32 protein-coding genes and 1 pseudogene are annotated in these 25,936 nt (G+C 47.2%); 3 read left to right on the top strand and 30 right to left on the bottom strand.

Translation table 11 applies throughout. From position 1 onward, the window contains the following. The first annotated feature begins 85 nt into the window (after nucleotides 1-85). Entirely contained in the window at nucleotides 86-724 is a 639-nt protein-coding gene (locus M2298_RS10155) for a FusB/FusC family EF-G-binding protein (protein WP_217021293.1), read from the top strand. A gap of 420 nt (nucleotides 725-1,144) precedes the next feature. On the opposite strand, the gene M2298_RS10150 is transcribed toward M2298_RS10155, so the two are convergent. The 7 genes from M2298_RS10150 to M2298_RS10120 all read right to left on the bottom strand — a co-directional run bounded on the left by M2298_RS10150 (nucleotide 1,145) and on the right by M2298_RS10120 (nucleotide 5,614). Further along, a complete protein-coding gene (locus tag M2298_RS10150) occupies nucleotides 1,145-1,522 on the bottom strand; it encodes a hypothetical protein (RefSeq protein WP_173596538.1) in 378 nt (125 codons plus the stop codon). A gap of 794 nt (nucleotides 1,523-2,316) precedes the next feature. Further along, a complete protein-coding gene (locus M2298_RS10145) occupies nucleotides 2,317-2,613 on the bottom strand; it encodes a putative quinol monooxygenase (protein ID WP_122965354.1) in 297 nt (98 codons plus the stop codon). A gap of 31 nt (nucleotides 2,614-2,644) precedes the next feature. Further along, nucleotides 2,645-3,286 (bottom strand): nitroreductase family protein, encoded by a 642-nt coding sequence (locus M2298_RS10140; protein WP_173596537.1) that lies wholly within the window; start codon nucleotides 3,284-3,286, stop codon nucleotides 2,645-2,647. A 25-nt stretch (nucleotides 3,287-3,311) separates the two neighbouring features. Further along, a complete protein-coding gene (locus M2298_RS10135) occupies nucleotides 3,312-3,731 on the bottom strand; it encodes a MarR family winged helix-turn-helix transcriptional regulator (protein ID WP_122965352.1) in 420 nt (139 codons plus the stop codon). A 327-nt stretch (nucleotides 3,732-4,058) separates the two neighbouring features. Continuing rightward, on the bottom strand, nucleotides 4,059-4,448 hold the full coding sequence (locus tag M2298_RS10130; protein WP_173596536.1) for a hypothetical protein: 390 nt from the start codon (nucleotides 4,446-4,448) through the stop codon (nucleotides 4,059-4,061). A 65-nt stretch (nucleotides 4,449-4,513) separates the two neighbouring features. Continuing rightward, on the bottom strand, nucleotides 4,514-5,152 hold the full coding sequence (locus M2298_RS10125; protein ID WP_173596535.1) for a LysE family translocator: 639 nt from the start codon (nucleotides 5,150-5,152) through the stop codon (nucleotides 4,514-4,516). A gap of 69 nt (nucleotides 5,153-5,221) precedes the next feature. Continuing rightward, nucleotides 5,222-5,614, bottom strand: a complete 393-nt coding sequence (locus M2298_RS10120; protein WP_256436763.1) for an FMN-binding negative transcriptional regulator — start codon at nucleotides 5,612-5,614, stop codon at nucleotides 5,222-5,224. 111 nt (nucleotides 5,615-5,725) lie between these two features. Between M2298_RS10120 and pdxR the strand changes: the two genes are divergently transcribed. Next, the gene (gene pdxR, locus M2298_RS10115; RefSeq protein ID WP_173596534.1) at nucleotides 5,726-7,105 is read left to right on the top strand and encodes a MocR-like pyridoxine biosynthesis transcription factor PdxR; all 1,380 of its coding nucleotides are present in this window, start codon (nucleotides 5,726-5,728) and stop codon (nucleotides 7,103-7,105) included. A 306-nt stretch (nucleotides 7,106-7,411) separates the two neighbouring features. Here pdxR and M2298_RS10110 read toward each other — a convergent pair whose 3' ends face one another. The 22 genes from M2298_RS10110 to M2298_RS10010 form a co-directional block, all read right to left on the bottom strand. After that, nucleotides 7,412-8,461, bottom strand: coding sequence for a hypothetical protein (locus M2298_RS10110; RefSeq protein WP_173598846.1), 1,050 nt, complete (start codon nucleotides 8,459-8,461; stop codon nucleotides 7,412-7,414). Continuing rightward, a complete protein-coding gene (locus M2298_RS10105; protein ID WP_122965348.1) occupies nucleotides 8,436-9,026 on the bottom strand; it encodes a sigma-70 family RNA polymerase sigma factor in 591 nt (196 codons plus the stop codon). Before M2298_RS10105 ends, M2298_RS10110 begins: the two co-directional genes overlap by 26 nt. A 303-nt stretch (nucleotides 9,027-9,329) precedes the next feature. Then, entirely contained in the window at nucleotides 9,330-10,580 is a 1,251-nt protein-coding gene (locus tag M2298_RS10100; RefSeq protein ID WP_481752852.1) for an aminopeptidase P family protein, read from the bottom strand. A gap of 220 nt (nucleotides 10,581-10,800) precedes the next feature. Then, nucleotides 10,801-11,769 carry an arsenic resistance protein gene (locus M2298_RS10095; protein ID WP_280648475.1) on the bottom strand — a complete coding sequence of 323 codons (969 nt, stop codon included), beginning with the start codon at nucleotides 11,767-11,769 and terminating at the stop codon, nucleotides 10,801-10,803. Nucleotides 11,770-11,787: 18 nt separating this feature from the next. After that, nucleotides 11,788-11,952: a MerR family DNA-binding transcriptional regulator gene (locus tag M2298_RS10090; protein WP_229049696.1), complete on the bottom strand. Its 165-nt coding sequence runs from the start codon at nucleotides 11,950-11,952 to the stop codon at nucleotides 11,788-11,790. Nucleotides 11,953-12,099: 147 nt separating this feature from the next. Continuing rightward, the gene (locus M2298_RS10085) at nucleotides 12,100-12,576 is read right to left on the bottom strand and encodes a DNA-directed RNA polymerase subunit alpha C-terminal domain-containing protein (protein ID WP_122965345.1); all 477 of its coding nucleotides are present in this window, start codon (nucleotides 12,574-12,576) and stop codon (nucleotides 12,100-12,102) included. 190 nt (nucleotides 12,577-12,766) lie between these two features. Then, nucleotides 12,767-12,928, bottom strand: a complete 162-nt coding sequence (locus M2298_RS28245; RefSeq protein WP_373926282.1) for a hypothetical protein — start codon at nucleotides 12,926-12,928, stop codon at nucleotides 12,767-12,769. Continuing rightward, nucleotides 12,919-13,035 carry a hypothetical protein gene (locus M2298_RS28240; RefSeq protein WP_370641078.1) on the bottom strand — a complete coding sequence of 39 codons (117 nt, stop codon included), beginning with the start codon at nucleotides 13,033-13,035 and terminating at the stop codon, nucleotides 12,919-12,921. Before M2298_RS28240 ends, M2298_RS28245 begins: the two co-directional genes overlap by 10 nt. Next, entirely contained in the window at nucleotides 13,032-13,403 is a 372-nt protein-coding gene (locus M2298_RS10075) for an N-acetylmuramoyl-L-alanine amidase (protein ID WP_481752851.1), read from the bottom strand. Before M2298_RS10075 ends, M2298_RS28240 begins: the two co-directional genes overlap by 4 nt. Nucleotide 13,404: 1 nt before the next feature. Continuing rightward, on the bottom strand, nucleotides 13,405-13,800 hold the full coding sequence (locus M2298_RS10070; RefSeq protein ID WP_280648474.1) for a phage holin family protein: 396 nt from the start codon (nucleotides 13,798-13,800) through the stop codon (nucleotides 13,405-13,407). A gap of 662 nt (nucleotides 13,801-14,462) precedes the next feature. Next, a complete protein-coding gene (locus M2298_RS10065; RefSeq protein WP_254223122.1) occupies nucleotides 14,463-14,597 on the bottom strand; it encodes a CD1375 family protein in 135 nt (44 codons plus the stop codon). 44 nt (nucleotides 14,598-14,641) lie between these two features. Next, a complete protein-coding gene (locus M2298_RS10060) occupies nucleotides 14,642-14,758 on the bottom strand; it encodes a CD1375 family protein (RefSeq protein WP_255679063.1) in 117 nt (38 codons plus the stop codon). Then, entirely contained in the window at nucleotides 14,734-14,952 is a 219-nt protein-coding gene (locus M2298_RS10055; RefSeq protein WP_122965342.1) for a hypothetical protein, read from the bottom strand. The genes M2298_RS10060 and M2298_RS10055 overlap by 25 nt, the downstream gene beginning before the upstream one ends. Before the next feature lie 236 nt (nucleotides 14,953-15,188). After that, a complete protein-coding gene (locus M2298_RS10050) occupies nucleotides 15,189-15,563 on the bottom strand; it encodes a C40 family peptidase (RefSeq protein ID WP_122965341.1) in 375 nt (124 codons plus the stop codon). Between the two features lie 67 nt (nucleotides 15,564-15,630). Beyond that, nucleotides 15,631-15,915, bottom strand: coding sequence for a DUF4376 domain-containing protein (locus M2298_RS10045; RefSeq protein WP_244226807.1), 285 nt, complete (start codon nucleotides 15,913-15,915; stop codon nucleotides 15,631-15,633). 116 nt (nucleotides 15,916-16,031) lie between these two features. Further along, nucleotides 16,032-17,366 carry a type I glutamate--ammonia ligase gene (gene glnA / locus M2298_RS10040; RefSeq protein ID WP_122965289.1) on the bottom strand — a complete coding sequence of 445 codons (1,335 nt, stop codon included), beginning with the start codon at nucleotides 17,364-17,366 and terminating at the stop codon, nucleotides 16,032-16,034. A 34-nt stretch (nucleotides 17,367-17,400) separates the two neighbouring features. After that, nucleotides 17,401-17,811: a MerR family transcriptional regulator gene (locus M2298_RS10035; protein ID WP_122965288.1), complete on the bottom strand. Its 411-nt coding sequence runs from the start codon at nucleotides 17,809-17,811 to the stop codon at nucleotides 17,401-17,403. A 251-nt stretch (nucleotides 17,812-18,062) separates the two neighbouring features. Beyond that, the gene (locus tag M2298_RS10030; RefSeq protein WP_122965287.1) at nucleotides 18,063-19,340 is read right to left on the bottom strand and encodes a methionine gamma-lyase family protein; all 1,278 of its coding nucleotides are present in this window, start codon (nucleotides 19,338-19,340) and stop codon (nucleotides 18,063-18,065) included. A gap of 8 nt (nucleotides 19,341-19,348) precedes the next feature. Beyond that, nucleotides 19,349-20,641 (bottom strand): GTPase HflX, encoded by a 1,293-nt coding sequence (gene hflX / locus M2298_RS10025; RefSeq protein ID WP_173596525.1) that lies wholly within the window; start codon nucleotides 20,639-20,641, stop codon nucleotides 19,349-19,351. Nucleotides 20,642-21,169: 528 nt separating this feature from the next. Then, complete coding sequence (locus M2298_RS10020; RefSeq protein WP_173596524.1) at nucleotides 21,170-21,571, bottom strand: hypothetical protein; 402 nt, start codon at nucleotides 21,569-21,571, stop codon at nucleotides 21,170-21,172. Between the two features lie 1,018 nt (nucleotides 21,572-22,589). Then, a complete protein-coding gene (locus tag M2298_RS10015; RefSeq protein WP_173596523.1) occupies nucleotides 22,590-22,949 on the bottom strand; it encodes a hypothetical protein in 360 nt (119 codons plus the stop codon). Between the two features lie 850 nt (nucleotides 22,950-23,799). Then, nucleotides 23,800-24,732 carry an AAA family ATPase gene (locus tag M2298_RS10010; protein ID WP_173596522.1) on the bottom strand — a complete coding sequence of 311 codons (933 nt, stop codon included), beginning with the start codon at nucleotides 24,730-24,732 and terminating at the stop codon, nucleotides 23,800-23,802. A 231-nt stretch (nucleotides 24,733-24,963) separates the two neighbouring features. On the opposite strand from M2298_RS10010, the pseudogene M2298_RS10005 reads away from it, so the two are divergent. Next, a pseudogene (locus M2298_RS10005) lies at nucleotides 24,964-25,065 on the top strand (AAA family ATPase); the annotation flags it as partial. Nucleotides 25,066-25,141: 76 nt separating this feature from the next. On the opposite strand, the gene M2298_RS10000 reads toward M2298_RS10005, so the two are convergent. After that, nucleotides 25,142-25,924, bottom strand: a complete 783-nt coding sequence (locus tag M2298_RS10000; protein ID WP_173596521.1) for a DUF4184 family protein — start codon at nucleotides 25,922-25,924, stop codon at nucleotides 25,142-25,144. Between the last annotated feature and the right edge of the window lie 12 nt (nucleotides 25,925-25,936).

Genomic DNA, 25,936 nt, shown 5'->3' with positions numbered 1-25,936 from the left:
AGCCGTTTGCTTTTAAAGTAAAAGAGACAAAACTGCTGCGTTCTTCCACCAGCGCAGCGGACACATACAGGAGGTACACGATCACATGCAACCGTTTATTTTTCCCCACCACTACAACTTTATCAAATGGCAGGTGCAAAACTTGTTGAATGCGTATACGGGCAGCACGGATTTGAACGTCATCCGGGCACGAAAAGACATTGCGCAGGAAGCGGTTTTTCAGCTGTTCGCTGATCTTTCTGACGAACAAAGACAACTACTTGCGCCAATCCGTTCGCTGAAAGAAAAGAACGAAGCCAAACAGTTTCTGCTGTCTTTGTCGCCTTATGTTGTTCCGTTTCCCGCTGTTACCGAGCAAGCGATCAAAAAAATGTACCCGAAGATCAAGAAGCTCAAGCCACCAGTAGCCGCCGAGCTTCCGTATGCCGAGTTGTCGTACATCAGTTGGTTCGACAACGGTTCTGATAAAAAATTTATCATCGCCAACTACCCCGACAAGCTGATCGGTATCCACGGCACTTTTACGCCCATAGCGAAGAAAGGCATCTGTGCCATCTGCAACAAAGTTTCCGACATCGGCATGTTCGTCCTGGAAGCACGCGGTTCAAGTGACGGCACGTATTTGAAAAAAGGAAACTATTTATGCCAAGACAGCACAACCTGCAATCAAAACATCCGCTCTTTGGATAAACTGCACGAGTTTTTAGCTCTCATGATCAAATGAGGGACCAACAGCAACTTTCTGGGCAAAAACGATGACAGCTCCTTGTTCTCATTCATGAACAAGGAGCTGTTTTGGCAAAAAAATGAACCCCTCGTGCAGCTCAAGGGGTTGTTGATGGCAAGCGGGCGAGAGGTTGTATCTGATTCTCTCAAATGGAATCCATTATAAGCCCGCTTCCTGTGTGGAAGGTGCACGGAGAGATGGTTCCTTCCACACAGGATACGCCACGAGGAGGGCGATTTTCATCGAAGATGGCGTCCATCAACTAAAGCGAGGATGTTCCTTTCGGGTACTTTTACTATACTTTGCCTGCCTCTCTGCCGTCTCCTATCGAAAGTTAGGTAGGGGTTAATTTTTTTATCTCTTCATCACTCATAAGCAGACAGCCTCATAAATAACCGGAAAGCGAACCGCGTTTAGTCATGAAAAAGGGGCCGGAATTTTCACTAACACATAGTCACCCGTCCACTTTTGGGTAGTTACAATCAAATTTTCTCCTTGTTTTTCAAAGAAGAGGCCACTACCTTCTTTTTGTCGGAACGTCCATCCTTTTTGACTGACCATTTTCTTAATCAACTCATCAGCTGCGGATGCATCTCGTTCGCGTATGATATACCATTGTTGACCGTTTTCGTTCGATAATGTAACGATTGGTTTGTCAGAGTCATTCAGCTTTTCTATCACCGCTTTTTTGCTCATACTTTCTATTGGGAGTGGCGGATAGTAAAGTTTGTTGTCGAATACGAAAGCGCAAGCAAAGACAAGGATCAATCCGCTTACTACTAACCGCTTTTTCATCAGACCCCCCCATTTCAAATCTTTCCGGACCTGTTCTCCATCTTGTGAACCGAGATTGCCTGGGTCTATATGTATTACGACTCCTGTGTCTTAATGGATACTTTTCCCCAAACTTTTGGTGATTGCTTGCTTTTTGGGGTGAAATGGAAAGAAAAGGTGTAAATTTTGACATAGGCGGTGTACGATGATAGTGCCCGTTGTTCCTTTTCCTCCATTCTTATCCGTTGATGGAACGCCGTGTGCGATGAAAGTCGCCTGCACGGTGTAGGCTCGAACGAAATCCCTCCAAAACAGCAGGGAAGAAGTCGAGAATAGCAATCAAGCCCCGGTTGTTGTAGGCTCGGGAATACCTGATCTCGCTATCCCTCCTACCGGAACCCATGAGGCTGTTTCCCTTACCGATTATTTTGCTGATCCCGATGAAGATAGCCTGACTTTTACCATTCAATTTGAACGGGGATCGGGCTTTGTTTACACTTTCAACGATGTCGTTACTAGCCCTAACTATGGAAAAATTGTATTCCATACCATTTCGGGTCATTCAGATTACGCTATCGTGAAAGTCACCGCTCATGACGGAAAAGGTGGGACTGTCTCAGATTGCTTCGAAATAAGCGTTTCCTAACTCCCCTCCATCAACGGGTCATTGGATTTACACCCCAGAAGTGGGGTCTTTTTTTTCGGGTCTATGCTTTCCACCGCAATGTCTTCCCGTCATGCAAAAAAACAGCAAAGCTGATCACCTGGAGTCAGCTCCCAGGATCACCCTTGCTGTTTTTCTTTTCCAGACTGATTTACAGCTTCACTGGCTCGCCTGCGAATACTTCCACTTCCATCGGTGCCGAAACAAAAGCTGGTGCTTGCTTGATGAACGCCTGAAAATGAGCGCTTGCATTGTGCGCCGCTACTGCCGCAGCATCCGCCCACTTCTCGACCATCGTATAGCAATGCTCTTGCTCTGTGCTTTTCATCAGAACGTATCCGAGATTGCCTGCTTCCGCCTGGCTGGCAGCAACCAGCCCTTTGACCGCTTGCAAAAATGCTTCTTCCTGTGCAGGAATTACTTGCAGATGCGCATGAATGATCAGCATGTTTTTTCTCCCTTTCGAAAACGTAGTTGGATTATTTCCAGGTGGTCACTGTCTCCACCGGCAATCGATAAGACGAGTGCCCTTCCTTCGCCGCTTTGCCGATGCTGATTAACATGATCGGCAAATAGCGTTCCTTGTCCAGATCAAATGCCTCGGCGATTTGCTCTTTTTCATAGCCGCCAATCGGATTGGTGTCATAGCCAAAAGCACGGGCAACGAGCATCAGTTGCATCGATACGAGTCCCGCATCAATAAAATTGACGTCCCGCAGATCAGCAACCGACAGATTCGCGTAGTACGGTTTCACCGCTTGCAGCTGCATATCTTTCACTTCTTGCGGCATGTAACCAAGCTCGACCGCTTTTCCGAAAATCTCATCCATGTATGCGGCATTGTTCATGTCAACGAATACGGCAATGACCGCAGACGAAGTGAGCACTTGCGTCTTGTTGAAACGAGCCAGCTCGGCCAGCTTTTCTTTCCCTTCCTTGCTTTCGATCACGACGAAACGCCATGGCTGCATATTGACCGAAGATGGGGCACGCGTCGCTCCGGCTAAAATCTCGGTCATCTCTTCCCTGCTGATTTTGACTTCCGGGTCATACAGTTTGACAGAGCGACGGCCAAATGTAATTTCCCGAAAATCGTTTGTCTTTTGCAATGTGCGCACCATAGTAACAGACTCCTTTTCTGATCGATCAAATGTTGTTTTGCATCCGTTTGAGAAAATCAGCCAGGACCCGCGTCTCTTCCTCGCTGAATCCCGCCAAAATCTGCTGGATAAAAATCCGTTTCTCGCTTTTGTACCCTTCAATCCGCTCGATCCCTTCGTCGGACAAGCGCACGAACGTTTCGCGGTTATCATTTGGATTTTTGTAGCGAATCACCATGCCATCCGCTTCCAGTTGCTTCAAGTGCCGTGTAATAGCCGCACCATCGATGTCGATGTGCTTTTGCAGTTGGGACTGATTGATTTCGCTTCGCTCGCACAACATTTGCAAGATCGCGAGACGAGTCGAACTGATTCCGGTACAGCGCTCGAATTTCGGGCTGATTTTATTGGTTAAACCAATGAGCAAGCTGAGAATTTGTTCTTCTTCAAACTCCTTGTATGTCATGAAAAATGCCTCCCGGGGGCTGGTAAATCGATACGGATCATGCGTGTGGATGAGCAAATTCAGCAGCATGCAGTTAGTGGCTGACAATTACTTGACCCATCAATCATTGATACCTCAATTAATATACCATCATGCACTCGCCATTGCAACTTTTAGCCTGGCGCAAATATGCTTCGCGTTGTTTTTTGGCATTGCCTAACGCAAAAACCCCGCCGAAGCGAGGTCGATTGAGAGTTCTGACAAGCTTTTCTTTTATGCGGGACGCAGCCGCATGTTTGTCTATCTCGGTTGAAAAACATCCTGATTCCACGTCTTTAACACTTAGTTTCAAATGGCCATTTCCCTGTTATGGATGTCCAATACTTCCAGCTTCACCGTACCGCCAAGATGGCGGGAGACGAGATCAGACAATTCTTTTAGCGCTCTATGAAACTCATCGCTTCTCGTTTCATCGACTAATTCCATACAGAGGAAAGCATTTTTCGTCTTTTCGGTTAGCATCGTCCGCTGCGCCTCGCGCCAAACCAAAATGACCGGATTACTGCTCAATTCCTCCAACTTGAGGAATTGCTGCGCTTCTTTCCCTGCTTCCTGTAGCAGCTTCTCGTAAACTTCAACGTTTTTGATAGAGTTATCAATCCCCTGACAAATAACGACGCCTATTTTGGCCTGGGGAAATAGCGACCAAAAGTCATCTTCCGCGATAAATCTAGGCATCCTTGATCTCTCCCTTTCATTTTTGGCAGAAACGTCATTTGTTGCGTCACAACACGATCATGCTCTTATGTTTTGGCAGGACTGGCAAAGGCGGAAATGATCCCTAGAACCATATAAAAATAGCCGGTTATCCGCTTCACTAACCTGGAACTCGCTGTTCTGCCCACAATCCGCTTGCGAATACTTGCTGCGAGAACCGCATACAGCCCATCGCTAATCAAAGCCAGGATCAAAAATATCGCTCCCAAAAGCAAAAACTGTACGGTAACGGAGCCAGCAGAAGGTGAGATGAACTGCGGAAAGAAGGCTAGAAAAAAGAGCGCTGTCTTCGGATTCATGACTTCCACGATGGCGGATTCGCAAAAAATCTTCCCTAACTGTTTGCGAGGGGCTTTTGGTATCTCTGCGTCTGTTCGATCCGCTTTGGAAAACAAAGTCTTGCACCCGAGATAGACCAGATAGGCAACTCCCACGTATTTCACGATATGAAAGGCTGTTGCTGACGTCATCAGGATCGCAGAAACTCCGATTGCTCCCGCGATCACATGGACAGAACCACCAAAAGATACACCGAGAACCGATACCAAGCCCGCTTTTTTGCCTTGATCTATACTTCTTGCCATAATGTAGAACACAGCAGGTCCAGGTATGATTAACAAGGTAGCGGCAGCAATTACAAACAGCCAAACCGTTGAAAATTCCATGACTTGCAACTCCTTGCTGTATGTTTGTACACGATCTGCTTGGGCTTGCGTAAAGCACTTTCAGGCCAATTATTTAAATAACTCTTTCCGTTGCTCACGCAGCCATTCAGCAACGAGATTTTCCTCTTGATCATTTGACTTTTCAAGCTCTCCCACAATCGATTTGTAATCGGTGTTGTTGCGATTTTGACTCATTTTGGCTGCCCCTTGAATGTCGGTGTGTGGTCCTTGGAAAATCAGCAAGACATCACGATTGTTTTTCAACGTTTTTTTCTGCGTATTGCCGTATGCGATGTGCCCCGTGGCATAAATTTTCCCTTCCTCTTCGCGAATCTCCACCGGAATGTGCGTAGCCAACGGGCGCTGTTGCTCCACCGTAATCAGCAAGGCAAACGGGGAAGTCTTCATCATTTGAACCGCCTCATCATGATTCATGCGATATTGCTTCGGAGTGTACACCATGCTCATCCTTTCTGTATGCAAAATAACTGCCCGATGAGCAAACAATAAAATACAAACTGACATAAAAAAAGATACAATACGGAGTAAATGTACATGTCAGAAGGGATATAGATGAAAAATACCATTTTTACCTTCCAGGATCACTCTCCTAAATACAAACAAATCTACGAAAAATTTAAAGCATTTATTGAGCAAGGCGACATAAAGGCGGGTGAGCCTTTGCCCTCCATCCGCCAGCTTGCCGATTCTTTGCATGTCAGCCGCAATACGACCTTGCTGGCTTATGAACAGCTTGTTGCCGAAGGGTATGTACGTAGCGAAGGTCGAAAAGGGTATTTTGTCAATGAGCTAGAGCCCCTTTTATTTCAAGCAACTCACAGCACGCCTCATCACAGGCAAGCAGAGCCGATACCATCTGCTCGCATTGATTTCCGCGCAGATGTCGTCGATCAGACGCACTTCCCTGTAAAAGCGTGGAGAAGAATTTCGAATCAAATCTTAACGGCAAAAGACACCTATCGCTACGGAGAACCTTTTGGCGAACGGTGTTTGCGCGAACAAATCGCAGCTTACTTGCTCCAGTCTCGCGGGGTACGCACAGATCCGAATGCCGTTATCATCGGAAGCAGTACCCAACAAATGCTGCTGTATTTAAGTCTTGTCCTGAAACGTGATTTCTCAAGCATCATTGTGGAAGACCCTGGCTATGATGGCGCTCGGGAAGCTTTTCAATTAAATCGTTTTACGCTGGAAACGTTACCCGTTTATGAGACAGGCGCTGATTTTTCCCAATTGGCACATACGAAATCAAAATTAATTTATGTGGCTCCGTCCCACCACAGTCCATACGGAGTAAGCATGACCATTCAACAAAGGCATGCGCTGATCCATTGGGCAAACAAGCGGCAAGGGTACATTATTGAAGATGATTACGATAGTGAATTTCGCTATACCCAACAGCCATTCCCCGCTCTCGCTTCCATCGATTCCGCGAGAGTTGTTTACCTTGGCAATTTTTCCAAGTGCTTTCTGCCAGGCATACGTTTAAGTTACATGGTGTTGCCGCAGCCACTGCTAGACAGCTATAAAAAGCACTTCGCACATTTCGAGAGCACGACGTCGCTGCTGAGCCAGTTCGCTATGGCAAAATTTATGGAAGAAGGCGAATGGAATCGCCACATTAAACGAATGCGGCTTGTTTATAAGCGCAAAATGCAGCACTTCGTTTCTGAATTACGGAATCATTTCCAGCACAACATCACTGTCATTGGCGAGCAGTCTGGCTTGTACGTCTTGGTCAAAGTGCACTTGGAGCGTTCAGAGGAATGGCTCATTCAGCAAGCTTCCCTTCTGGGAGTGAAAGTCTATCCTACTTCCCTCTATTTTTTGAAAAACAAGACCGCAGAGCCTATCATTAGACTTGGGTTCAGCAACTTGTCATGCGATGAAGTCAAGCTTGGCGTGGAGTTGTTAAAACGGGCTTGGTTATAGCACAAATCACTGGGGTGCCATTTTTGCAAACGCCCTCCTTTGCCCCGTGACACCATCGGTCATTCGAATTGTTGATGAAAACGCAAGTGACCCGCAGGAGGAGCACTTTTTGCAAGCGCTGCCTCTTCCGGGTCACCTTTTTGAGTTCAAGTTTTCGTACGCTACTGCTAATGCCGTGAACGAATGTTTGGTAGCGCAGCTTCGTTAAGCGTTTTTTCTGTTTTTGATCCTGTTATTGCTGCTGGTTCTGGCAAAATGTCATTTCGCTTCTCCCGCGCTATCTCCCAACCTTATGTGCCGAGCTTGCTATTTTTTGCTCGATGTTTCATTTTTGCGCTCAATCAGTTGCAATACTTTTGGCTCAATCGCTTTCAGCATCTGTTCTTTGGAATGGCTGCCTGCTTTGCTGTTCTCCCCTTGCATTTGCACCTCAACCTGCGTTGTTGCAATGACATCTATTACTTGTTGCTTGGAGATATTTTTAGCGGCTGCGATCTCCACAACCGATTTCCCTTTTGCCAGTTCCTGTTTTAAGTCGGCTGCGCTCATTTTTAGCAAAGACAACAGCTTTTCATCATTGAAAAAAGCATCGGCAGTATAATCAGGCTGGCCGTTCATCGTGAAAAAGCCTTCTACTTTCGCGGCGGAAGGTGTCGTTTCCCCTCCAATTAGCGACGCGCTGATCGTATTGCCCTGAACAAATACTTGGTAGAACGGGGTTTTCGCTCCCTTTTTGCTGTAATTGAGCATAAGCGTTTTTTGCTCCGCGTTCTCCATTTGCTCCATAGCAAACTCGTACTCGCTGATGTTGCCGTACATTTTATTCAGCAGCTCGTCTACTTTCGCCTTGATTTCCTGCTCGGTGGAAGCAATCAGCGGCTTTTCCTCAGATCCCCCGTCATTTTCCTGGATGATGTGTTCAATCGTACCCGTACGGCTGTTTGTATGAAGAGTAAACTTTTTGCCGCTCCCGCTTTTGTCCTGCAAAGTGATGCTTGTTTGGACACCTTGAACGTTGCTGGCGTCGATAATCGCAAACGATTTTGTCTCTGGAAAAGCACGATACAGCTTTTCAAGTGTTGCCTTGCCGACTTCATCTACTTGGACTTGTTCGGCAGTCATCGGTGTTCGGGTCAAAATTTCAATCAAGGCTGGGGCTGCAAATGCTGCCGTTGGAATCAAAATCGCTGCGGCTGCGATACCGCTTATCAATCGTTTTTTCATAGTTATTCCGCTCCTTTTTTGTTGCAAATAGTGAGAATAGGATTGTTCGATTCGTCTGGAAATGGCCGGCGGGCACTCCATCGTTTCTGCTTTTTGCTCGAGATGTTCACGAATTTTGCGTTCCATAAGCATTGAGCTGTTCCATCCTTTCCGGGGGGAGATTCCGTACGTATTTTCGCAGCGCCTCAAGACCCGCATGGTATCTGGACTTGACTGTACCCGGCGGAATTTGCAGCAAGACCGCGATTTCCTCCAGCGTATAGTCGTGAAAAAAGCGGAGGATAATCACCGTTCGCTGTTTGTCCGTCAGCTTTTGGATGGCCTGCTCTATCATTTGATTCGTTCCATCCATCAGCACAGTCGGTTGGTCCCAGTGATTCTCGTCCCGAAAGAAAACGCGGACGCGCTCAAAAATTCGGAATCTCCGCCAGCGTTTGACCCGAAATCGCTGTACTTGGCGGACGACCAAGCCATGCAGCCAAAAGTGGAAAGGCCGGTTCGTATCGTAGTTCGCGAGCGAGGTCCACATTTGCATGTAAATCTCGTTCATGACATCTTCCCGATCTTGCGGATGATCCACGAGAAAGGAGACTGTCCGGTACACATCCTGATAAGTTGCGTCATAAAACGCATGAAACGCCTGTCGATTCCCTTCTTTCATTTTCGCGAGCAATTCGTACATGTATTCCCTTTGCATTCAGAGGGCCCTCCTGAGTAAGCAGCTTACACCCTATATTGTCTCGTTTGCCCAAAAAGGTTCGGTCCGTTTGGCATTTTGCAAAAGAAAAGCGTCAGTTGCTATCCGGTTACGTTCCTATCGCCTCATGCATCCTGGCTCATCGCCGCTTCCATGCGAACCACGCGCTTGGCAGCGGCAAAATAAAAAGCGCCAGATCACACCTTTTGTGTTGGTGCGAATCTGACGCCCTCCCGTTTCGCGTATTAGACGAATGCTTGCATGATGCCTTGCTTACGATGCCATCTGGCTGGCAAGCGTTCGCTATTCCTTTTTCCCGATCAGCAATTCCACTTCTGCGATTTCCTTCGGGATCTGCGCTGAGAGCACCTCATAGCCATCTGCGGTGACTAGCACATCATCTTCAATCCGAATGCCAATCGCTTCTTCCTCTATGTACAGGCCAGGTTCAATCGTGATCACCATACCAGGCTGCATGACAGCACTGTAGTCCGAAACATCGTGCGTATCCAGCCCAAGGTGATGCGACACGGCATGGTAGTAGTACCTGGACAGTTCGCTGCTGTCTTGGATAAGACCGAGACGCAACAGGCCATCCGCCAATACTTGTTTCGTGACCTCGTTTAGTTGTTGAAGCGTGACACCCGGTTTCACAGCTTCGATGGTCTTGATTTCGGCTTCGAGCACGAGTTGATAAATCGCTTTTTGACGTTCTGTAAAGCGGCCATTCACGGGAAATGTACGCGAAATATCAGCCGCATAGTAGTTCGATGCCGCACCAAGGTCGAGCAGGACCAGGTCACCATCTTCCGCTCGCTGATTATTCGCCTCATAGTGCAAAACAGTAGCATTGATGCCGCTCGCAATAATTGGCAAATACGGCAGCTCGCGCACCCCGTTCGACTTCAACGCAAAATCATAGTGCGCCTCCAGCTCATATTCCATGATTCCAGGACGTGCATGCGCCCACATACGCCGGATGGCTTCATCTGTGATCGCAATCGCACGCTTGATTTCTTCGATCTCTGCCGGACTCTTTACCATGCGCAGTTCTTTCAGCCACGGGCCTGCATCCTGCATTTGCAAAGTCTTGTATTTCTTTTGCGCGTCTTTAGCAAACGCCTCTGCAAGGGTCTGCTCATCGCTCCACTGGTAACGATACAAGTCAAGATAGAGCGAGCACTGACCTTCGCAACGCCGCACAAAAGTCGCAAAAGCCTCCAGCCACTCATCGAGATAGTCGAAGTATTCGATACCAGACAACTCTTTTGCCTCTTGATCCGCCAAGACGGCGCCTGTCCATTTCGCTTCCAGTTCATTTGGGCGCTGGAGAAATAACGTTTCGCTCACGCTGCCCGCGCGTTTCGTGATCATGAGAATGAGGTTGCTGCGCGCGATGCCGGTGAGATAGTAGAAGTTGCGGTTCGGTGAAAACGGATATTTATCGTCTTGGCTGCGCGTCTTGGCAACCCCAGAGAATAGGACCAGTACGCTATGCTCAGGCATTTTTTCCGCGAGTTTTTGACGGCGATTGACGAACTCTTTTGAATCCATGGTTGTTGTCATTTGTTTCCCTCTTTTCGCTTGTTCGCTTGTGAGTTTCTGCATGGTCTGATTTAGTTGTGTAAAAGGGCTCTTGATCAATTATCAATATTTTAGGATATTTTTAGCATTTGGGAAACGAATTTTGCAATAAAGCTTTTTTGAGGTGCCAACCTGTTACCTCATCCGTGCTTCCAGTCGTGGATGCCTGTGCGGAACATGCTTTCGGTTTTCAATCCGTCCCTCGCAAAAGCACCTTTGGAACAAGCCGAATGTATACTAGCTCCCCGATAAGTTCTACAACCGTTTGCGTTACGATGACAGCAGACACCACCCCGTTTAGTGGTTCTGGTAGCGCCAGTGCAAAGGGAAGAACGACAAGCGAGTTACGAGTTGCTGCGCTAAAAATAAGGGCCCGCCCCGCTCCGGTATCTAAACGGAACAGACGAGAAACGATACGAGCAACAATCGGCGTAATGACCATATATGCTGCATAGACGGGAACCACTTGGACAATAGACTCAAAAGAGGTATATAGTTTGGCGATTTGTGATGCAACGACAACAAAAAGAGTCAGGGCCATAAAAGGTACTGGAAGCCATGCAGTCGCATCAAGGAGATGTTCTCCCTTTGGCTGTCGCCGTGCCCACCATTGTGTAAGCAGAGCAAGTAGCAGCGGAGCAACGATAAGTCCTAAAAATGCTTCGAAAAAAGGCCCGACACTCACGATTTCAGCCGCTGTCTTGCCCATAAACAGCCATAGGTAAACAGGCAATAAAAGCATTTGGGTGACAAAAAGGATGGGAGTTGAAACCAGAACAAGCTTTTCGTTCCCGCGCCCAAGATGTGTAAAAACGATCACGTAGTCAATGCAGGGCGTGAGCAAAACAAGAAGCACACCTAGCAGAATCGCTGGATCGGCTGAAAGAAACCGGGTTAACCCCCACACCAGAACAGGTACGGCTATGTAATTCGTAATAAGTAGTGCATAGATGAACTTTCGATTTGTTAACGCCGCTTTTAAACGAAAAAAAGGAATTTGCGCAAACATGCCATACATTAAAATGGCGAGTACAATCGAAATCATCTGATCGAAACTTTTGCTCGATTCCGGCCACAACAAGCCAAATCCGGCAGCAATCATTAATACAGCAGCATATAGCCATATTTGATGCTTTTCTAATTGCTCTCTTGCAATCACTTCTCGCACTGCCCCTTTCTAACACGCCCCCGTATTGTTTATCTTCTGCAAACATTCATCATAGCGGCGCTGACCGTTTTTTCGCTCAGGCGCTGGCAGCAATCCAACAGATTCATAATAACGAAGTGTCGATGCGCTCAATTCTGCTTTTGCAGCCAATTGACCGATGCTAAGACCTGACATAACGGCCATCCTTGACTTAAAGTGAACTTTACGTTTTATGATTCCATTATATCTCGTTAAGGAAAAGGATGTAGACAAAATGAGCAAAGAGTGGAGCACAAAAAACCCCTCGCACCATGAGGCACAAGGGGTTTCCCCGTCACCAAGTCAAGGTGACGGGATTGTAGCTGCTTGCTTCAATGCGTGAAAAGTATGCATCAGAGCACGATTGCCCAAATTTCGAATAGGCCAAAGTCGATTAAAGGTAGATTCAACCAAATGACGTACTGTTCTGATGCCAACTCTTCTCAGTGCATTTATAGCTCGTGTAGAAAGGCGACCAGTGTCATACTCAAAGATCGTTTCGATAGGCTGATCTAAAGGTAGTACGATATCCTTTAATAAATTGATGATTGGCTCATCAGGTGAATCTGCAGCAACATGATACAGACTCTCTTTCTTCCGAATGTCCTCGATCAGTTGCAAGGTTGCTTCTGATTGCTCACGAAGTATAGCCCATGTGTCGTCAATTGGTGCAGCGACGATTTTACCGCTCTTGCATAGTTCTCTGATCGTGTCATTGCTAAGCTCCCAGGCTTCGGATGCCTCGTTAACACCCATAATATAAACCAGCGCTTTTTTCATTAAATAGCCCCGCCTTGTTCACTTTACTCTAGTTTACTATGTCCGGCAGGGTAAGGCTATGAACGGACAGACATGGTAGCATCTATCGATATCCACTGCCAGTCCTCATCGTTTACCAGCTTGATCCGGCCAGTACAAATCGACTGGCTGCAAACACGTTATCTTTTCTAGAGACACGCGTCTCTTTCACTCATAGTGCCCCCCGATCTTGCGCGCGTTCTTTCGCCTGACCAGCCTCCGTGACAGAGGCTGCCCGCAAAATCGCGTCCGTACCAAACCGCGTACGAATCTCATCGATCGTCCGGGCGAGCGAACGGCGTTTGTGGTTGTCTGTGAACAAATTCAGCTGCACGGCATGATCGGAAACGAGTTGTTCCAGGTTGATCCCGATACTGCAAACAACCGGCAGGCTGCCTCATACAGCTCCATGGCATCATTCGTCGCTTCCGCCAGCTTCATCTGTCGGCCAAAGCCTTCTCCTGCCGACAAGTTCGCGCCCAAAAAGAACGTTTGTTCTCATTCGAACAACTGGGAAACTTGCAAATAAAAAACGCCCGGTTTCCCGAGTGGCGATAGCCTGACTTGTACGATTTCCCCCCGACATGGTAGCCCATTTCAATTTCCGGCAAGCACCGGACGATCTGCCAGTCATCCACGATGTAGTGAGCGCTGGCTTCTGTCGTCGGCTTGTTGAAGTAGTTCCGGTTTGCTACCGCATCGGCGCCTTTTTTCTCGTTGGCTGTCCAGTGGATGACCAGTCCTTTCGGGACCATCTTTGTACCTGGTCTGGCCGTTGGGTTCGTGAGTAGCATTTCTGTGATTTGCATGTTATTTCCCTTCCCCTCTCCCTTTTAGTACCTCTACTGCTCGCTTAATCAATTCCGGAACGGGCAGGCCAATGCGTCCCTCGTTCTCGATAATGCTTAGCAGCTCGTTTGCCAGGTAAAAAAAGATCGTCGCGTCGCGGATGAAATTTTGGTCACCAAGCGACATGTCGATCAGATGCACCATCGCGACCATGCAAAAGATGAACAACTTCCGCGCAATGCCGATCATACCGACCTTGCTTTTTAACTTTCCTTCCATTCCGGCTGCAATCAGGCCAGTGACAAAATCAAAAATGACGAATGCGAGTAGCACACTGAGCAATGCTGACCAGCCGCCAAAAAGAAAAGAGGCTGCTGCGCCTCCGATAGCAATTCCTGTTTTGATAAAGTTGTCCATTCGCTCTTCTTCCTCTCTCCCCTCGGTGCAGTAAAAATTGCCCCGGTCGGCTCGGGGCTGGCTCATGGTCTAGTTGATAAAAAATACCCCCGGGATTTCCCGAGGGCCATTGATGGAAGCAAAGATATTAATTAAACTTAAAAACCCAAGAGTGCGTGCGGGTGACGCCGGTGATGTCAGTGTAATCAAATGATACCGTTGTTTCCCCTACCCCAACCTTATCTACGATCAACGATACATTCATCGCACCATGCTGGATTCTAGGGTTTCCTACAGCAGGATCACTGCTTCTCGCGTTCGAAAATGTAACCGTACCAGGGCCATTCGCTTGATCCAGGAAGATTGCACTGAGATTGTGATTGTATGGTAATTCCTGTGGACCAAATGCTGCTCCATCTTCAAACATTGTTCCAAGATTAAATATTGGTGTGCTATTCTCGACTTATTCCCTTCTCTTTACGAGGGTTTTCGTTCGAGCCTACACCGTGCAGGCGACTTTCATCGCACACGGCGTTCCATCAACGGATAAGAAAGAAAATTCACAATGGGCGTTTTTATTGTACACCAATTATGTCTGCATTGACACAAATTGTTTTCGACAAATATATAGGGAGCCACATTAGCCGCCCCCATAAAAAACACCCCTTTCAACGAATGGAGCATTACACCAAAGGCTTACCTTCAGTGCCTAGCCCCAATGCTTCCGGGTCTTCTTTTACGGCTGGTTTCAAGCCAACCGACACACTGTTGTATATGCGGCGGCCAGCGACGATCAGAGCAACGTAGATCGCTACCAAAATGTCCTCACCTCCCCCCCAAAGATACGAACCAGATGCCAAGATTAATTAGCGCTGATTTCAGCATCAAGCATCGCCTGCACTTCCTCTCGAAGATGCGCGGGAACTTGTTCCATCTCCCGCCTGCCTGCCTTGATCAAACTGTAGTAAATTGCTGCCACTCTGCCGTCCCTCCTGGCATCTGCTCTTTCAACATCAGCAACTCCTCATACAGTTGAGCAGTTGCCTCCATGATTGTTAACTTGTCATTTTTTTCGGCGACCAGCTCCGCCTCCAGCCTGACAATCTTTTGTTCCGGCGTTTCCTGCTGCTTTTTGCGAATTTCCGTGATGGACTCTTGATTGCTGAACTTCATCAGTCAAAAGCACCCCCATATCCATAGACGTGGACGCGTTGCATGGCATCAGTCCATCCTTACTGATCCCGTCCTGACCCGGCCAATCCACCCCAACGCAATGCCTGTAAGTCCAGACACAACTGTAATAACTGTGATCATGCCGTCAAAATTCATGTTCCTATCCCCCCTCATCCGGGAACAAAAATTTCCCCGATCTGTTCGGGGCTGGCTCTCAGTCTTGTTGTCATGTAAAGCTACGCGACTCTTTGCAGCAGGCTTGACCGTGCCAAATCAGCAGGCGAAACCTTGCCGATATCGCCGCTCCTCAGCCTGATGCCCGCTGCCTCAAACATCTTGTCCACCGTCCCGATGTGCGCCTGGATAAATTCGGTCATTGTGGCAACCTGCGCCGCTGTCAGCTCGCCGCGATATCGGTACACGTCACATTGCCACGGTGGATAATTATTGTGGTGCCGCTGCAATGGAAACCGCCAATCCATCTCCGCAATGTGCATGTCATCCAGCACGATAGCAAGGTGACTGTATGGTGAGTCAGTAAACCACTGTATAGCCCCCGCCAAAGGCGAGCGACCAGATACAAAAAGAAGGTCCAAGCGCTTCAAGTCCATGCGCTCGACCTCCTACCAGTTGACAGATTTCACTTGTTTTTTGTTTCAGCAGCTTCGACCTGAGCTTTCAGGTCCAGTACCTAGCGATTTGCTCCTGCTTATGCTGCCCTGCCTCCAGCACCACCTCAATGAACTGTTCCCGCGTCAGGCTGACGATGCCCGCGTCTTCCGTTTTCCATTGCGTCTCGGCAAGATCAGGTTTCAACAGAAATAGCGTGCTCTGCTGGTTGAAGTTTGCCTGGTCTTCCTCGTTGAAACGGAACTGGCGTCCGGTCGACGCAGAGGTAAAGCCTGTGTAAATCGCCTTGAAGCACTCCGGGTTCGGCCCTTCACGAGAAAATTTGAAGACCATATGCAGAAGATTTATGAGTGATTTGTGGGTACGCTTGTGGGTGAGGCGATTTTTACACCCGCACCCACCAAAGCAAAAAACCCCTCGCACCATGAGGCACAAGGGGTTTGGACTTCTTAGTAAGCAGCCATGTACTGCTCGCGCTCCCAGTCGTGAACGCGTGTGCGGAACATGTCCCACTCGATTTCTTTTGCTTCGATGAAGTGCATCAGTGCATGCTCGCCCAGCGCTTCGCAGATCACTGGATCGGCTTTCAGGCACTCGATTGCTTCTTTCAGTGTTGCTGGCAAGTTTTCGATGCCGTTTGCTTCGCGATCTTGCTCAGTCATCACGTAGATGTTGCGATCGATGGCTGGCGGCACAGTCACTTTGTTTTTGATACCATCCAAGCCTGCTTTCAGCATGACAGCCAAAGCGAGGTATGGGTTTGTTGCCGGGTCTGGGCTGCGCACTTCGATGCGAGTTCCCATGCCGCGGGAGGCAGGGATACGGATCAAAGGAGAGCGGTTCTTCGCGGACCATGCCACGTAGCAAGGCGCTTCATAGCCAGGCACCAGACGTTTGTAGGAGTTCACCAACGGGTTGGTGATCGCTGTGAAACCGCGAGCATGCTGCAAAATACCTGCGAGGTAATGCTTCGCTGTTTGGCTCAAGCCCATTTCGTCTGTCTCGTCATAAAAAGCATTTTCATTGCCACGGAACAAGGATTGGTTCGCGTGCATACCGGAACCCGCTACGCCGTACAGCGGTTTTGGCATGAATGTCGCATGCAAGCCGTGTTTTTGCGCAATCGTTTTGACAACCAGCTTGAACGTCAAGATTTGGTCAGCTGCTTGCAAAGCATTTGCGTATTTGAAGTCGATCTCGTGTTGGCCTGGAGCCACTTCGTGGTGAGAAGCTTCGATTTCAAAGCCCATTTTTTCCAGCGTCAAAACGATATCGCGACGGCAGTTTTCGCCGAGGTCGAGTGGAGCAAAGTCAAAATAGCCACCCTGATCGTTCAGGTCAAGCGTAGGTTCGCCTTTGTCGTTGAGCTTGAACAGGAAGAACTCAGGTTCTGGTCCCACGTTAAACGCGGAGAAGCCCATTTCTTCTGCTTCTTTCAGCGCGCGTTTCAAAATGTAGCGAGGGTCACCCTCGAATGGAGAGCCATCTGGCATATAGATGTCACAGATCAGACGTGCAACTTTCCCATGCTCGTTACCCCACGGGAATACAACCCAAGTATCCAAATCCGGTACCAGGTACATATCCGATTCCTCAATACGAACAAAACCTTCGATAGAAGAACCGTCAAACATCATTTTGTTGTCCAATGCTTTCGGCAGTTGGGAAGAAGGAATCTCCACGTTTTTGATAATCCCCAGCAGGTCGGTAAACTGCAGACGGATGTATCTCACGTCCTCTTCTTGGGCCAATCGCATAATGTCTTCTCTTGTGTACTTGCTCACATTTCTCTCCTCCTGTCTCTCTCACAACTTTATATCAGTGGAAGAAGCGGGAAAGCTCTCCACGAATCAATGCGTCCTCGCCTGGGCGGGCTGCATTGCGATACATGATTTGTTGCCTTAGCAGCTGATGCAGTTCCTTGTCAGACATGTCCTTGCGCTTTACTTCGGACGTTGTAGAAATTTCCGTCGGTTCCATGACAGACTCTTGCAATTTCAAGACTTGCTTGATCCCTGCAATGTTGAGCCCTTTTTCAATCAGTTCCTTGATCTCCAACAGTCGGTCTACATCATTGAAGGAGAAAAGCCGCTGCTTTCCTTCCGTGCGAGCCGGTTGAATCAGGTCATTTTGCTCATAGTAGCGTATCTGTCTCGCAGTGAGATCAGTCAGCTTCATGACGATCCCAATTGGAAAGAGGGCCATATTCCGGCGAAGGTCATCACTCATGACTTGTCCCTCCTCTATCGTTTTCCTTATGCTTTATTTTATGCAAAAGCACAAACACTGTCAACGGATGTTAGAAAATATTACGCAAGAAAGTGACCTCTTTTGAAAAAATCCACGTTATCCCCGTATGGAACCCACGACATGCCTGTCTCAATGGTTGTTTTTCGCAGTACCGTCCGCGCACAGTCGAATAGCAAAAAGACGGCTTCTCCCATCCGAGAGAATGCCGTCTTTCCTTTTGTAAAAACCGTTTACGCCTCAGGCAATTCGAGCAATCCTTTGTCCAGCAAGCCGTTTAACGCCGTCAAAATCCCTACTTTGACATGCGAGTACGTCAAACCGCCTTGCACAAAGCCCAAGTATGGCGGGCGAATCGGACCGTCTGCGGAAAACTCGATGCTCGCTCCTTGAATGAACGTTCCCGCCGCCATGATAACCGGGTCTGCATACCCCGGCATTTCGCTCGGGTACGGCGTGACGTGCGAATCGACGGGAGCTGCTTTTTGAATCCCTTGGCAAAAAGTAATCAGCCGTTCCGCACTGCCAAAAGCGACAGACTGAATGAGGTCCGTGCGCGGTTCATGCCAGAGCGGATTGGTCTGAAAGCCGAGTCGTTCCAGCAAGGCGGAGGAGAACACCGCGCCTTTCAGCGCTTCTCCCACGACGTGCGGCGCCAGGAAAAAGCCTTGAAACATTTCCAACAGCGAGTACAGCGAAGCTCCACCCTCTGCGCCAATCCCTGGTGCTGCCATCCGGAACGAAGCGAGACGCACAAGGTCTTCCCGCCCGACAATGTATCCGCCAGTCTTGACCAGACCGCCGCCCGGGTTTTTGATGAGCGAGCCAGCCATAATGTCTGCGCCGACATGCAGCGGCTCCAGCTCTTCCGTAAATTCACCGTAGCAGTTGTCTACAAACACGATCAGCGCCGGATTGATTTCCTTGACCATGCGGATCATCTCGCGGATTTTGGCGATCGTAAAGGACGGACGATCCGCATAACCGCGCGAGCGCTGAATGCCAATCACTTTTGTCTTGGGCGTAATCGCCTGCGCCACCGCGACAAAATCGATTTCGCCCTCCGGTGTCAAAGGCACATAGCTGTACCCGATCCCGTATTCTTTCAGCGAACCTTGGCCTTCGCCGCGCACACCTACGACCTCTTCCAACGTGTCATACGGCTTGCCCGTGATGTAGAGCAAATCGTCGCCAGGACGCAAAATCCCAAACAGCGAGATGGCAATCGCATGCGTTCCGGAAATGATGTGCGGTCTAACCAGCGCCGCCTCGCCGCCAAAAACGTCTGCGTAGATCGATTCCAGCGTAGCCCGGCCGGAGTCGTCGTATCCGTATCCGGTCGATGGCGAAAAGTGAAATTCGTTTACCTCATGCTTTTGAAAAGAGCGCAGCACCTTCAATTGATTGGTGTCCACCAGCGCGGAAATTTGACGATGTCTTTCGGAGATCATCGCTTCTACCTCCAGGACGAGAGGACGAAGCTTTTCCCCGTGAGAAAAATATTGAAACATAGGTGATCTTACCAACTCTCTTCAACAGTCTCTGGTTTATCCAGGAGAAAAGGAGCAATCCGCCCATAGATCGGATGGTCCCGGTTCACGCGTACAGTGACCAGGTATGACTCCTCTTCTTCATTAAATTGCTGTTCCATTTCAACCCCTTCACGATGCAAAAGGGACAAAATATCTCCGCGCTCCACCGGAACACGCAGCTTCAGTTCATGGAAGGAAGCGAGCGCAAAAGCTTCCAGTCTCGCCAGCAGCTTTTGCTGATCCTCCTTGCGCATGGCCGAAATGAGGATTGAATCCTCCGCATGCGGCAAGTAAGACCGTTCTGTCAAAAGGTCCGCTTTGTTGAATACGACGAGTTGCGGAATTTCTTCCGCTTTCAACTCGCGCAAAATTTTATCGACAACCTCCATGTGCACCCGAAAATCAGGATGGTGGCTATCGACCACATGCAAAATCAAATCTGCTTCCTTTACCCCTTCCAACGTAGAGCGGAACGCAGCGACCAAGCTCGTCGGCAAGTCCTGAATGAATCCAACGGTATCTGTCAGGAGCACTTCCAGGCCGCTTGGCAACTCCAGCTGTCTTGTCGTCGGGTCCAATGTGGCAAACAGCTTATCTTCTTGCAGCGTATTGGCTTGCGTCAATTGATTGAGAATGGTCGATTTTCCCGCGTTTGTATACCCGACCAGCGCAATCTGGAACACTTTGTTTTTCTTGCGGCGCTCCCGATGCAGCTGTCTCGTGCGGACGGTGTCTTCCAACTGCTGTTTCAGCTCGCTGATCCGTTTGCGGATATGGCGTCGGTCGCTTTCCAGCTTGGTTTCACCGGGACCGCGCGTACCGATTCCCCCGCCAAGCCGGGAAAGCTGCTTCCCTTGCCCTGCGAGACGTGGCAGCAAATAATTGTACTGGGCAAGCTCGACTTGAATTTTCCCTTCGCGGGACTGCGCCCGTCCAGCAAATATATCCAGAATGAGCTGCGTCCGGTCGATGACCTTGCAATCGAATATCCTGTCGAGATTGCGCGTCTGACTCGGCGACAGCTCGTCGTTGAAAATGACCACATCAATGTCCAGCTCATGGGCCTTTTCGGCAATTTCATCAATTTTGCCCGTCCCGAGATACCAGGCCGAGTCGATTCGATCCCGGTTCTGCGTCACGACATCGAGCACCTCAACGCCAGCAGTGGCAGCCAACTCATGCAATTCTTCCATGGAGAGACGTGTTCGCTCTGCATCGCGGTTATCCAAAAAGCAACCGACCAAGATCGCCGTTTCTTTCGTTTTGATCAGATCGTTCACCGATTCACGCCCTTTCTTCTCTTATCATACCACATTTTGCCCATTTCGTTACGGGTGTGATGTGTGGTATGGACCGCCTTGTCCTTTCAAAGTGCGCTACAGAAACAGACAGCCCCTCACCAAGGAGGGGCAGCGCGTGTATGTCATCTGCATGGTGAAAGGTTCTTCTTTCCTTTACACCGTTAACCCTAACTCATGAATCAGGAAATCACCGTTCTCCACTTCCATGACTTGCTTCTCCCGATAATACTCCCAGCCATTGCTGATTGCGTATTTCATCAACTGAGCACAATTTTGCGGCTTATGCAGGTTAAAATGCCAGTTTCCCTGCCATGAGAATTTTACTGTGAAAGAAGAGGTTTGGTGTCACAAGGGTACGCCTTAAAAGACACATTTTCGTTCGAAGGAATTTCATTGATAACACAGTGGAATGCGACTCCATTCACCGTAATTTTTTTCGCTGTTTTTCGGAATGGCTTCATTAGTGCCTCCACTTCTTCTTACTGTTTCTAAGCTGCCTGCTGCTTCTTACTTGCCAAATACCATCTTCAAATCTGAGGCCGTCTTATTGAAAGTCGCTCTATCATTGGCATTTTTGTCATTATATTCAAGCCCCATCTTCCTGACATATAGCCTGCTAATCAATATACCTAATAGCATCTCACTAGGGTTCTCTGTTTCCATCTGAATGGCAAAATTCATAAATTCTGTTTTGAACTCTTCGCTCATTTTCATATTCTTTTTATCAAGTTCAACGATTCGTGTGTAAAAGCGATATGACTGTTCCAAGTATTCCTTTCTCACTTCATTGGTTTTTATGTTTGACGCCAATGACTCTGCCTCATAGGAGTGGGGCTCTACCTCAATAGAATAAGGGACGGTATGAAACGTGAGCAAAAGTGAAAATACAATGGCCAAAATGGAATTCATGCTTTCTCCTCGTAGTTCTTAAAATTATATTTTGAATATTTTATAATATTAGCAGGGTATTTACACGAAGCACTTTTCATTTTTTATAAACAAAACTATTTGTTTTTGCACAAATGAAGTGCACCTACAAAACAGCTATTGGAAAAACAGCTTGGTGTTAAAGCCATGAATTTTTTAGGAGGCACTTTTTTCATGGCTAAAAGGGGCAAAAATTCCAGTCATTTAGTTTGGAGCTGAAGAAGAAAACGATTGAAATGCGGCTCAAGAACTGGCCAAGCAACAAGTGGCTAATGAATTGGAGAATGCTGTTCTAACAAGTGGTTCGAATTACAGAGATCAAAAACCACCTTATAAACGGACAGATAGGCTGTCTTTCTGTCCAAGAGTTGTGCAAGGAACTTGGAATGGGCAAGATTGGATTTTACGCCTATCTGAAAGGCTTTAGGGCATCGAGTCCTTTTTCAACTGCTTCCTCATTAGTGATTAGTTCGCTACTTAACTTTGAAGAGGAAGATTCGTCAATCTCTCTCCAAAGTCTAAAATAGTATGTGACACCTTTAGCATCAATAATTAACTTAATTGAGTCTCCAGCATATCCCTCTACTGGCACATTGTTATGCTCACGTGAGTATTGCACTAAGTATCCGATAACTTTTTCTTTTTTCGTATTTGCATCAACTTCTATTGGGGTATAACACTATTTAGTTGAGCATCCTTAGGAAACCCACCGTGTTCGCTTATAAACTTCTCAGCGACTTTAATAACTTTTTCATTGGAGCTATGCATTCCATCATTTGACACGTTTCGGAAATAATTAATTGCCCCAGATGGGTAAGAGATAAGATTCCCTTTTTCGTTTGAAAAGTAATAAGGTTCTTTGTTGTTAATTCCTCTTAGTGTTTTTTCATTAACGTCCAACAGAGATTTGGCAATAGTTTGAACATCTAATGATTCTGTTTTTAATCTTAGTCCCTATATAGTTTTGACGTTTTTCGCTCATTAGTCAAGCTTTTAACATCTAAATAGTCCCCACCTCCATTATACCAATGGTAGATGTCTTTAGTTCCAGTAACGTCAGTAGTCGTTCCATCTTATACCCAAAAGTAATCATCCTCATTTTTTTATGCCCTGTAATCGCCCAATCAAATTCGTTATATTCAACATTTGCAAACCGCCATGCATCATCCCAGTTAGCATATGAACCTTCTGGCTTATTTTGTTTCTTATATTTTTGCAGTGCTAGACTGCCATTGGACGATCCATGACCTGTAAAGTACAATAAATCGTCATCTCCAGCTTTATTAAATTTATCTTGAGTTGCTTCTTCATTGTAATGCGAAGACACTTTCCAATCTTGATTCAGCAATTTTGTTGCCAATAAGTAGCATCATCATTCCCAAATGTTAAATCAGAAATATGATCGTAAGCTGATACACCTATTATCCTTAATTCATTAGCCCAAGTTACTTGAGGCACAAGTAAACTGATTACTACTGCTGCAACTGTAGATGCTAATGGCAGATTAAAATTGGTTTTGGAACGATTGGTTAGAATTTTGCAATTTCTTTTCATATTAAATTTCCTGTCATTTGTTAATGTGGGTGAAACTTTTCATGATAGCACCATTCACTAAATGTAATATTTTTTCATTTAAGTTCTTTGGATACCTGACCATCTAACCAATTCTGCAATTGATATGTCACCGCTAAATTCCTTATCATTTCCCTAAAGGTTGTCATCTTCTCTTCAATCAATAACCATATACTTCCACAAATAGATTTTAACGACGATTATAGTATCATTATTGTTTCTTTTCATCAACTTTTATTGTTCGACAAACTAATGCAACAAAAATGACCCATCCACTACTGGACAGATCATTCGGCGATTAAAATCTAAAGTGTAATGTTATCAACTCTGTTGCCTCTCCCCAAACGAAATTGATTTAACGAAGTGACGTTTCAGTGTCTAATCCTACAACAAATTCAGAAACGCCTTCATACTGCGCTTGGTAATATAAATATAAACACTTTGGCAACCGAAAAGTGTATACCATTCTCAAATATAAAAAAGTCTTGCCAGCTAGCTAAACAATCTCCTCAGTCGCTTAGTTTTCGTAAATTCAACAGATCCCGAGTATCGATTGAGTATTCCGACTCACTAAAGCAGGCTATTAAAGGAAACTTCTCTCTGTCTTGTACTCCACTTCAAAGGTTCCTCCAAAATTCTTAAACCACAAAATCCTCCGCCTTAAGTTGCAACAAATCTTCCCTAGTCAATTCGTTGCTTCTCAACAATCTAACCGCCTGAACTCTGATAGCTTTTTCAATGCAATTTCGAATATGCCTTGCATTGCTAAAGTTCTCCTGAAATGGGTTGCTCAGGATGTTTAAAAGGTTGCGCCTGATTTTATCGGAAGCATCAGCCGTCAATTCAAAGTCTTTTTTCTTTGACATAATGTGTGCGATTTCCAGAAGTTCATCTACACTGTAGTCGCAAAAATCAATGTGAATTGGAAAACGAGAGGGAAGGCCCGGGTTTAGTTCCAGAAAATTTTCCATTTCTTCGTTGTATCCCGCTATAATGCAGATGAAATCGTTGTTTGCATCTTCGAGGGATTTCGTGAGACAGTCCACAGCTTCCTTGCCAAAATCTTTTTCTCCCCCGCGAGCAAGCGAGTAAGCTTCGTCAATAAATAAAATGCCGCCCAACGCTTTTTTGACCAGTTCACGAGTTTTCTGCGCAGTATGACCGATGAACTCTCCAACTAAATCTGCTCGCTCAACCTCGATTAGATGCCCCTTGGTCAATATCCCCATTTCGCGAAAAATTTTGCCAAACAATCGAGCCACTGTCGTTTTCCCGGTTCCCGGGTTTCCTTTGAACACCATGTGAAACACTTGCTTTTCAAGTTGAAGCCCATGTTTTTCTCTCTCTTTGTTGATTTGATACAAGGCATATATTTCGTAAATGGTTTTCTTTGCTTCCGTTAAGCCGACAAGTCCTTCGAGTTCATTAAAAAGTGTCGACAATTCTGAGTGAACAATTGATCTGATACTTGTAGCCAATGGCTCAGTCAATTTTTTGGGTGGCTCTCGCTTAAAAACAACTTGAATCCGGTTGGGATAGCTCGCTGAAGTGCTTTCCGACTGTTGTTTCATCCGTTTATCACCCATTTCTCGCTATAGAATGCGTGTAGCTTTCTACACCCGAATTGAATTTATCATCGCCGTTTTTCCCAAACTGATTTCGCTGCATTGCTTCCATTCTCTTTAAAAATACGCCTAACATACACTGGAGTATGACCAATTTTTTATTCAGTTCTTTTACAGTTACACTTTTATTAAAATGCAGATCATACAAAACAAGAAAATTAATCTTTTTTTGCTGACATCGAAAAAGCAATCCGGGTGCAAGCTGTGCGCTTGTTGAAGGTGTATGAGCCAACGAAAGAAGATTTACTGACGCTAAAATCCGAGGATTTCACCATATAGGGCTGCCGCGTCTCCCCATCCATACAATGAAATCCCTCTCAAGAAGGAGGGATTTTTTCGTTGCCAGCATTCTTTTCTAAGCTTTATTTTTCAAGCCGAACCTACTCACCACTGGAGCGAAAAGGCACACCCCGAGCAATGCCCCCGAGATGAACGGAACGACATGCTGCAGCGGATACAAGACGGGCGAAACGCCTTTGACAAAAAGCGCATCCCAACAAGCTACAACCATGCCCACGGCCGCTACGCCGATCCAAAACAGCCCTTTCACATGCGCTGCCGCCTGCTCGACTTGGATACTTCTCTCCCTCCGCTCACGCCCGCAACGCCAGATGACGTACACAATAGCCAGTCCGCCCACCAGCGTACTCCCGTGCTGGAGCAGCTTGTAGACGGGAACCTCCCAAGCAGCAAGCGAAATGCGTTGTTGCAGCAAGGCAAATCGTTCCACCATGCTTCCCCGGTCATGGGTAAAAGAATCCCAGAGGACGTGACTGAAGCTTCCCAGCAAAGCGGAATAAGCGAAAATCACAAACGATAAAAAGAAGCTTCGCCCTCGCCCGCGATTCGCCTGGTCCCAGCCCTTGTCGCCAGCCAAGCCCTTTGCCACCCACAGGGGCACAACCGCCAGCAAGCCTTTCTCCACGACAAACCGATACAGCAAATAAAGCAGCATGACGAGCGGCAAGTCAAAGGTAAACAGTCCGAGTGTCGTATGGCTGTAGACGCTGTAAGGCGCCAACCGCAAAAAATACTCAAAGTCCGGAGCCATGCTGCCAAGCACAAGCGCCGGGAACGATACCCAGGCAAACTTTCTTAGCGGCAGCACAATCGCCGGATGCGAAAAAGTAAATGGCATGAAATCACTCGC

Origin of the sequence: Brevibacillus sp. 1238 (assembly GCF_029892995.1) — a bacterium.
Classification (GTDB): Bacteria; Bacillota; Bacilli; order Brevibacillales; family Brevibacillaceae; genus Brevibacillus; species Brevibacillus parabrevis.
Note: the sequence above shows the minus strand (reverse complement) of the source record. Positions and strands in the feature narration are given on the sequence as shown.

Coding starts and splice junctions, on each gene's coding strand:
- M2298_RS10125 (WP_173596535.1), bottom strand. CDS start 5,152: ATGGAATTTTCAACGGTTTGGCTGTTTGTAATTGCTGCCGCTACCTTG.
- M2298_RS10070 (WP_280648474.1), bottom strand. CDS start 13,800: ATGGACAACTTTATCAAAACAGGAATTGCTATCGGAGGCGCAGCAGCC.
- M2298_RS10090 (WP_229049696.1), bottom strand. CDS start 11,952: ATGTCAGGTCTTAGCATCGGTCAATTGGCTGCAAAAGCAGAATTGAGC.
- M2298_RS10010 (WP_173596522.1), bottom strand. CDS start 24,732: ATGAAACAACAGTCGGAAAGCACTTCAGCGAGCTATCCCAACCGGATT.
- M2298_RS10150 (WP_173596538.1), bottom strand. CDS start 1,522: ATGAAAAAGCGGTTAGTAGTAAGCGGATTGATCCTTGTCTTTGCTTGC.
- M2298_RS10140 (WP_173596537.1), bottom strand. CDS start 3,286: ATGGTGCGCACATTGCAAAAGACAAACGATTTTCGGGAAATTACATTT.
- M2298_RS28240 (WP_370641078.1), bottom strand. CDS start 13,035: ATGAAGCTGGCGGAAGCGACGAATGATGCCATGGAGCTGTATGAGGCA.
- M2298_RS10055 (WP_122965342.1), bottom strand. CDS start 14,952: ATGAAGTTCAGCAATCAAGAGTCCATCACGGAAATTCGCAAAAAGCAG.
- M2298_RS10130 (WP_173596536.1), bottom strand. CDS start 4,448: ATGCCTAGATTTATCGCGGAAGATGACTTTTGGTCGCTATTTCCCCAG.
- M2298_RS10120 (WP_256436763.1), bottom strand. CDS start 5,614: ATGGTGTACACTCCGAAGCAATATCGCATGAATCATGATGAGGCGGTT.
- M2298_RS10045 (WP_244226807.1), bottom strand. CDS start 15,915: ATGGTCTTCAAATTTTCTCGTGAAGGGCCGAACCCGGAGTGCTTCAAG.
- M2298_RS10135 (WP_122965352.1), bottom strand. CDS start 3,731: ATGACATACAAGGAGTTTGAAGAAGAACAAATTCTCAGCTTGCTCATT.
- M2298_RS10105 (WP_122965348.1), bottom strand. CDS start 9,026: ATGCAAAGGGAATACATGTACGAATTGCTCGCGAAAATGAAAGAAGGG.
- M2298_RS10020 (WP_173596524.1), bottom strand. CDS start 21,571: ATGAATTCCATTTTGGCCATTGTATTTTCACTTTTGCTCACGTTTCAT.
- M2298_RS10145 (WP_122965354.1), bottom strand. CDS start 2,613: ATGCTGATCATTCATGCGCATCTGCAAGTAATTCCTGCACAGGAAGAA.
- M2298_RS10035 (WP_122965288.1), bottom strand. CDS start 17,811: ATGAGTGATGACCTTCGCCGGAATATGGCCCTCTTTCCAATTGGGATC.
- M2298_RS10155 (WP_217021293.1), top strand. CDS start 86: ATGCAACCGTTTATTTTTCCCCACCACTACAACTTTATCAAATGGCAG.
- M2298_RS10075 (WP_481752851.1), bottom strand. CDS start 13,403: ATGCAAATCACAGAAATGCTACTCACGAACCCAACGGCCAGACCAGGT.
- M2298_RS10050 (WP_122965341.1), bottom strand. CDS start 15,563: ATGGACTTGAAGCGCTTGGACCTTCTTTTTGTATCTGGTCGCTCGCCT.
- M2298_RS10000 (WP_173596521.1), bottom strand. CDS start 25,924: ATGCCATTTACTTTTTCGCATCCGGCGATTGTGCTGCCGCTAAGAAAG.
- M2298_RS10030 (WP_122965287.1), bottom strand. CDS start 19,340: ATGTTTCAATATTTTTCTCACGGGGAAAAGCTTCGTCCTCTCGTCCTG.
- pdxR (WP_173596534.1), top strand. CDS start 5,726: ATGAAAAATACCATTTTTACCTTCCAGGATCACTCTCCTAAATACAAA.
- M2298_RS10100 (WP_481752852.1), bottom strand. CDS start 10,580: ATGGATTCAAAAGAGTTCGTCAATCGCCGTCAAAAACTCGCGGAAAAA.
- M2298_RS10085 (WP_122965345.1), bottom strand. CDS start 12,576: ATGAAAAAAGCGCTGGTTTATATTATGGGTGTTAACGAGGCATCCGAA.
- M2298_RS10110 (WP_173598846.1), bottom strand. CDS start 8,461: ATGCTTATGGAACGCAAAATTCGTGAACATCTCGAGCAAAAAGCAGAA.